A 5,506-nucleotide genomic window follows, 5' to 3' on the forward strand; every position below is an offset into this window, starting at 1 on the left:
TCAGAAGGCCCCGAGTGTAGCCATCGCTCAAGGCCGGAGGAAAGGGCGTTTCAATAGTCGATTTGGGCAACAACGCCATAGAAAGCTGAACGAAGCGCATCTTAAGACTTCCTTAATTTTAGCTGTGTATCATTTCGGATAAGACATTTGTGATTAAGATCGCATTTTTATCAGTAAATGACAAAATGCCGCTTAAGCTCACGTACAGCTTTGTTACCATTCATTTTCAACATAAAGACAAGATGTCTCGTTAGAAAGTGATTGTTGGACTATTAATGGAGTAAGTATGCCTTCCCTTATAAAAATAAAAATTGTTCCGCTTATGTTCTTTTTGGCACTGTATTTTGCATTTATGCTGAACTGGCGTGGAGTTCTCCATTTTTACGAAATCCTTTACAAATTAGAAGATTTTAAGTTTGGTTTCGCCATTTCATTACCAATATTGCTTGTTGCAGCGCTTAACTTTGTATTTGTTCCATTTTCGATACGGTATTTAATAAAGCCTTTTTTTGCACTTCTTATCGCACTTAGTGCAATCGTTAGTTACACAATGATGAAGTATAGAGTCTTGTTTGATCAAAACATGATTCAGAATATTTTTGAAACCAATCAAAATGAGGCGTTAGCATATTTAAGCTTACCAATTATAGTATGGGTTACTATTGCTGGTTTTATCCCTGCCATTTTACTTTTCTTTGTTGAAATTGAATATGAGGAAAAATGGTTCAAAGGGATTCTAACTCGTGCCCTATCGATGTTTGCATCACTTATAGTGATTGCGGTTATTGCAGCACTATACTATCAAGATTATGTGTCAGTGGGGCGCAACAATTCAAACCTCCAGCGTGAGATTGTTCCAGCCAATTTCGTTAATAGTACCGTTAAATACGTTTACAATCGTTATCTTGCTGAACCAATCCCATTTACAACTTTAGGTGATGATGCAAAACGGGATACTAATCAAAGTAAGCCCACGTTGATGTTTCTGGTCGTTGGTGAAACCGCTCGTGGTAAAAATTTCTCGATGAATGGCTATGAGAAAGACACCAATCCATTTACCAGTAAATCTGGTGGCGTGATCTCCTTTAATGATGTTCGTTCGTGTGGGACTGCAACCGCTGTATCTGTCCCCTGCATGTTTTCCAATATGGGGAGAAAGGAGTTTGATGATAATCTCGCTCGTAATAGCGAGGGTTTGTTAGATGTGTTGCAGAAAACGGGGGTCTCCATTTTTTGGAAGGAGAACGATGGCGGCTGCAAAGGCGTCTGCGACCGAGTTCCTAACATCGAGATCAAACCGAAGGATTACCCAAAGTTCTGCGATAAAAACACATGCTATGACGAGGTTGTCCTTCAAGAGCTCGACAGTGAAATTGCTCAAATGAAAGGGGATAAGCTGGTTGGCTTCCACCTGATAGGTAGCCATGGCCCAACCTACTACAAACGCTACCCTGATGCTCATCGTCAGTTCACTCCTGACTGTCCACGCAGTGATATTGAAAACTGCACAGATGAAGAGCTCACCAACACCTATGACAACACCATCCGCTACACCGATTTCGTGATTGCAGAGATGATTGCCAAGTTGAAAACCTACGAAGATAAGTACAACACCGCGTTGCTCTACGTCTCCGATCATGGTGAATCACTGGGAGCATTAGGGCTTTACCTGCACGGTACACCGTACAAGTTTGCACCGGATGATCAGACCCGTGTTCCTATGCAGGTGTGGATGTCACCTGGTTTCATCAAAGAAAAAGGCATGAATATGGAATGTTTGCAGAAAAATGCCGCAGCTAATCGCTATTCTCATGACAACATATTTTCTTCTGTCCTGGGAATATGGGATGTGAAGACGGCTATCTACGAACAAGAATTAGATATCTTTAAGCAATGTCGGAATAATTGAGTTGCGAATCGTTGATATTTTAATGAAGTGGTTTTTATAGAAATAGACGTTTAACAGGTAATTGTTATGTTTTCAGCTGTCAGAATAAAAGTTGTTCCATTTGTACTGCTATTGGCTTTGGTCTTCGCATTTTTGCTGAACTGGCCCGTTCTGCTCCATTTCTATGACATATTGTCTAACATCGAGCACTTCAAAATAGGGTTTGTAGTTTCAATCCCATTCCTACTTGTTGCTGCATTAAACTTCGTCTTCATGCCATTCTCGATCCGCTTTCTGATGAAGCCGTTCTTTGCATTCCTGTTTGTTACAGGTTCTATCGCCAGTTACACCATGATGAAATATCGTGTGTTGTTTGATGGTGATATGATCCAGAATATATTTGAAACAAACCAAAGCGAAGCTTTTGCATACGTTAACGCTCCAATAATAATCTGGGTTATTTTGACCGGTTTGTTACCCGCAGCATTGATATTTTTTGTGAAAATTGAGTATGCATCTACCTGGTACAAAGGTATCGCCCAGCGATTGTTATCTATGTTTTTCTCTTTGGTAATAGTTGGGATAATTGCTGCCTTGTACTACCAAGATTACGCATCAATTGGTCGTAACAATCAGACTCTAAATCGTGAAATCGTTCCAGCTAACTTCATGTATAGCACCAGTAAGTACCTGTATAGACGCTATATGGCAGAGCCCATCCCTTTTGTTACTTTAGGTGATGATGCCACACGGGTTACGAAAAAGGACAAACCAACATTGATGTTCCTGGTTGTTGGTGAGACTGCTCGTGGTAAGAACTTTTCAATGAATGGCTATGAGAAAGATACCAACCCATTCACAAGTAAGTCTGGTGGTGTGATCTCCTTTAACGATGTCCGCTCCTGCGGGACAGCAACCGCTGTATCCGTCCCCTGCATGTTCTCCAATATGGGGAGAAAGGAGTTTGATGATAATCGCGCTCGCAATAGCGAGGGCCTGCTAGATGTGTTGCAAAAAACGGGGATCTCCATTTTTTGGAAGGAGAACGATGGAGGCTGCAAAGGCGTCTGCGACCGAGTACCTAACATCGAAATCGAACCAAAGGATCACCCTAAGTTCTGCGATAAAAACACATGCTATGACGAGGTTGTCCTTCAAGACCTCGATAGTGAAATTGCTCAAATGAAAGGGGATAAGCTGGTTGGCTTCCACCTGATAGGTAGCCATGGCCCAACCTACTACAAGCGCTACCCTGATGCTCATCGTCAGTTCACCCCTGACTGTCCACGCAGTGATATTGAAAACTGCACAGATGAAGAGCTCACCAACACCTATGACAACACCATCCGCTACACCGATTTCGTGATTGGAGAGATGATTGCCAAGTTGAAAACCTACGAAGATAAGTACAACACCGCGTTGCTCTACGTCTCCGATCATGGTGAATCACTGGGAGCATTAGGGCTTTACCTACACGGTACACCGTACAAGTTTGCACCGGATGATCAGACCCGTGTTCCTATGCAGGTGTGGATGTCACCTGGATTTACCAAAGAGAAAGGCGTTGATATGGCGTGTTTGCAGCAGAAAGCCGCTGATACTCGTTACTCACACGATAATATTTTCTCATCTGTATTGGGTATCTGGGACGTCAAAACATCAGTTTACGAAAAGGGTCTAGATATTTTCAGTCAATGTCGTAATGTTCAATAAATTACATTATTGGGGGCTCAGGCCCCCAATCATCTGTTAAATAATAGGTTTATTACTATTGTCCGTGTATTTCATGGTTGAAATTTTTAACGGGCAAATCAGAAAGAGGAAGCTAAAATGGCAAAGCCTGGTGCAACTGGAATTACCCGAATCATTCATGCCACCAATTATAGTATGAAGGGGCTTTCTTCAGCTTGGAGACATGAAGCGGCTTTTCGTCAGGAACTGCTACTCATTGTGCTGTTGATGCCTCTGGCGTTTTTTGTCGGAGATGGTTTAAATCAAATACTACTCCTAATGGTTATAAGTTGGCTGGTTGTGATTGTAGAGATCCTGAACTCAGCTATTGAAGCAGTAGTAGACAGAATAGGGTCAGAGCATCATGAGCTTTCTGGTCGAGCTAAAGACATGGGCTCTGCGGCTGTCTTCATTGCTCTGATGTTGAATGCCATAGTGTGGGGTGCATTGACAGGGCGTAATTTATTAACCTGGTGGTAGTGTTATCATCAATAATATTTTTAATTATTCATGGCAGCCACCATAAATAGTGGCTGTTTAATGAAAAACAATAGATGCTAATTATAAGGTGGAACTTTTGTCTGTTTAGCCCGCACCATAGGTGCGAAAATAACCATATTTTATTATGGCTGTTTTTCTGTCTTGATTCTACTCATACGAGAATTGACACTTAGTTAAGTAATGACAACATGAGGTTTGAACCTGCGTATTAAACGCTTGACATGTTTGCAATGCTAATGCGAGTGTCGCTTCTAATAAAATAGTATGTGGGGAAGTAGTAAAACTGGTTTATCTTCGCTGCGAAGCAGCGGAATGTTTAAAAAAGTCTTTTGTTCTCATAATTAGTAAATGGACAGTTTTCAGTATTTTTCAAGTGGCTAAAATGAAAAAATTTGAAAAAAACTATCGTGATGTTTTTTTGAACTGAAAGATGAGGCCGCAGGCTGCCTAAATTTATAGGCACACCCCATGCCGAATCCGTCCCACTAGATCGACAACAGCCTGAACCCCCATTGGTGTAGCCAACAATTTAGCTGGGGCTACGCCACCGAGGCCCCAGGCGGTGCGGTTTAACCACGACAGTGTCTTGACGGTATCGTTCCTGTGAAAGACGAGTGCCGCATCGAGGGCCTGCGCCACTCCGTATACCCTGGCACCCTGCGATATTGATAAGGGGGCAGCAATCCGGAGCTTGCGGGCCAGTGTACTCTGGCCAATATCAGCCCACTGGCAAACCGTCCCCACATCCGTCTTCATCAATTCCGCAAGACGATAGACTATGTCCGGTGCTACGCCAGCCACGATCCATTGATGTGCTCCTAGTGGGTCACAAGGAATACCAAGGGCTTCCAGGAGATAGTTCGCAGTAGCTGCTGCGTCACTACTAGGATGATAGGTTGCATAGGGCATCATGTAGCATTCCTCATTGTACAAACACGACCTCTCATGAGCTATCCTATCCCAAACTGTCGTTTTGAGTGGAAAATTAACAACCAAATGCCCCTACATTGAGGAGGGCTGATGACCGAGTTGGTCTGTACTGAACCAGGTTTAGGCATTGAGTTGGGGACTGCTTTTCAGGTTCTATCGGAGAACGGCTCTGAATGGGAAATCCTGTTGGGGAATGAATACCGCAGGATCAACAAACGCAGCGGGCGTGTTACAGGTTGGAAAACACCTCCAAAATTTGAGTGCAAAGATATCCAAAAGCAGAATGTAAAATAACTGTTCAATACAGGTGATATCTGTGATATGCAACCTCAGAGATCCCCTCATTTTTAGAGACTCAAATAATTCCAAGTGTGCGGGTATATAAGCGGTGTTGCTTCAGGTAGTAGATAAATTTATCCATCAACAAGACCGCATTGGCTTCTTTCATTTTAGGTA

At 42.7% G+C, this 5,506-nt stretch carries 5 protein-coding genes; 4 read left to right on the forward strand and 1 reads right to left on the reverse strand.

Annotated elements, in window-relative coordinates; all coding sequences use genetic code 11:
• Window positions 1-286 precede the first annotated feature (286 nt).
• The 3 genes from OKB81_RS19225 to OKB81_RS19235 all read left to right on the forward strand — a co-directional run bounded on the left by OKB81_RS19225 (window position 287) and on the right by OKB81_RS19235 (window position 4,099).
• Window positions 287-1,909 (forward strand): phosphoethanolamine--lipid A transferase MCR-3.16, encoded by a 1,623-nt coding sequence (locus OKB81_RS19225; RefSeq protein ID WP_111273845.1) that lies wholly within the window; start codon window positions 287-289, stop codon window positions 1,907-1,909.
• Between the two features lie 66 nt (window positions 1,910-1,975).
• The gene (locus OKB81_RS19230; RefSeq protein ID WP_101531736.1) at window positions 1,976-3,601 is read left to right on the forward strand and encodes an MCR-3-related phosphoethanolamine--lipid A transferase; all 1,626 of its coding nucleotides are present in this window, start codon (window positions 1,976-1,978) and stop codon (window positions 3,599-3,601) included.
• 117 nt (window positions 3,602-3,718) lie between these two features.
• Window positions 3,719-4,099, forward strand: coding sequence for a diacylglycerol kinase (locus tag OKB81_RS19235; RefSeq protein ID WP_039026395.1), 381 nt, complete (start codon window positions 3,719-3,721; stop codon window positions 4,097-4,099).
• 474 nt (window positions 4,100-4,573) lie between these two features.
• Here OKB81_RS19235 and OKB81_RS19240 read toward each other — a convergent pair whose 3' ends face one another.
• Complete coding sequence (locus OKB81_RS19240; protein ID WP_307772470.1) at window positions 4,574-5,032, reverse strand: antitoxin Xre/MbcA/ParS toxin-binding domain-containing protein; 459 nt, start codon at window positions 5,030-5,032, stop codon at window positions 4,574-4,576.
• Window positions 5,033-5,140: 108 nt separating this feature from the next.
• Here OKB81_RS19240 and OKB81_RS19245 point away from each other — a divergent pair, with 108 nt between their 5' ends.
• Window positions 5,141-5,344, forward strand: coding sequence for a hypothetical protein (locus OKB81_RS19245; RefSeq protein ID WP_111874286.1), 204 nt, complete (start codon window positions 5,141-5,143; stop codon window positions 5,342-5,344).
• Window positions 5,345-5,506 lie beyond the last annotated feature (162 nt).

Source organism: Aeromonas sp. QDB56 (genome assembly GCF_027705505.1).
Classification (GTDB): domain Bacteria; phylum Pseudomonadota; class Gammaproteobacteria; order Enterobacterales; family Aeromonadaceae; genus Aeromonas; species Aeromonas caviae.

What these genes read in the sequence shown, in the direction of transcription:
- OKB81_RS19225 (WP_111273845.1), top strand. Translation starts at nt 287, where the DNA reads ATGCCTTCCCTTATAAAAATAAAAATTGTTCCGCTTATGTTCTTTTTG.
- OKB81_RS19230 (WP_101531736.1), top strand. Translation starts at nt 1,976, where the DNA reads ATGTTTTCAGCTGTCAGAATAAAAGTTGTTCCATTTGTACTGCTATTG.
- OKB81_RS19235 (WP_039026395.1), top strand. Translation starts at nt 3,719, where the DNA reads ATGGCAAAGCCTGGTGCAACTGGAATTACCCGAATCATTCATGCCACC.
- OKB81_RS19240 (WP_307772470.1), bottom strand. Translation starts at nt 5,032, where the DNA reads ATGATGCCCTATGCAACCTATCATCCTAGTAGTGACGCAGCAGCTACT.
- OKB81_RS19245 (WP_111874286.1), top strand. Translation starts at nt 5,141, where the DNA reads ATGACCGAGTTGGTCTGTACTGAACCAGGTTTAGGCATTGAGTTGGGG.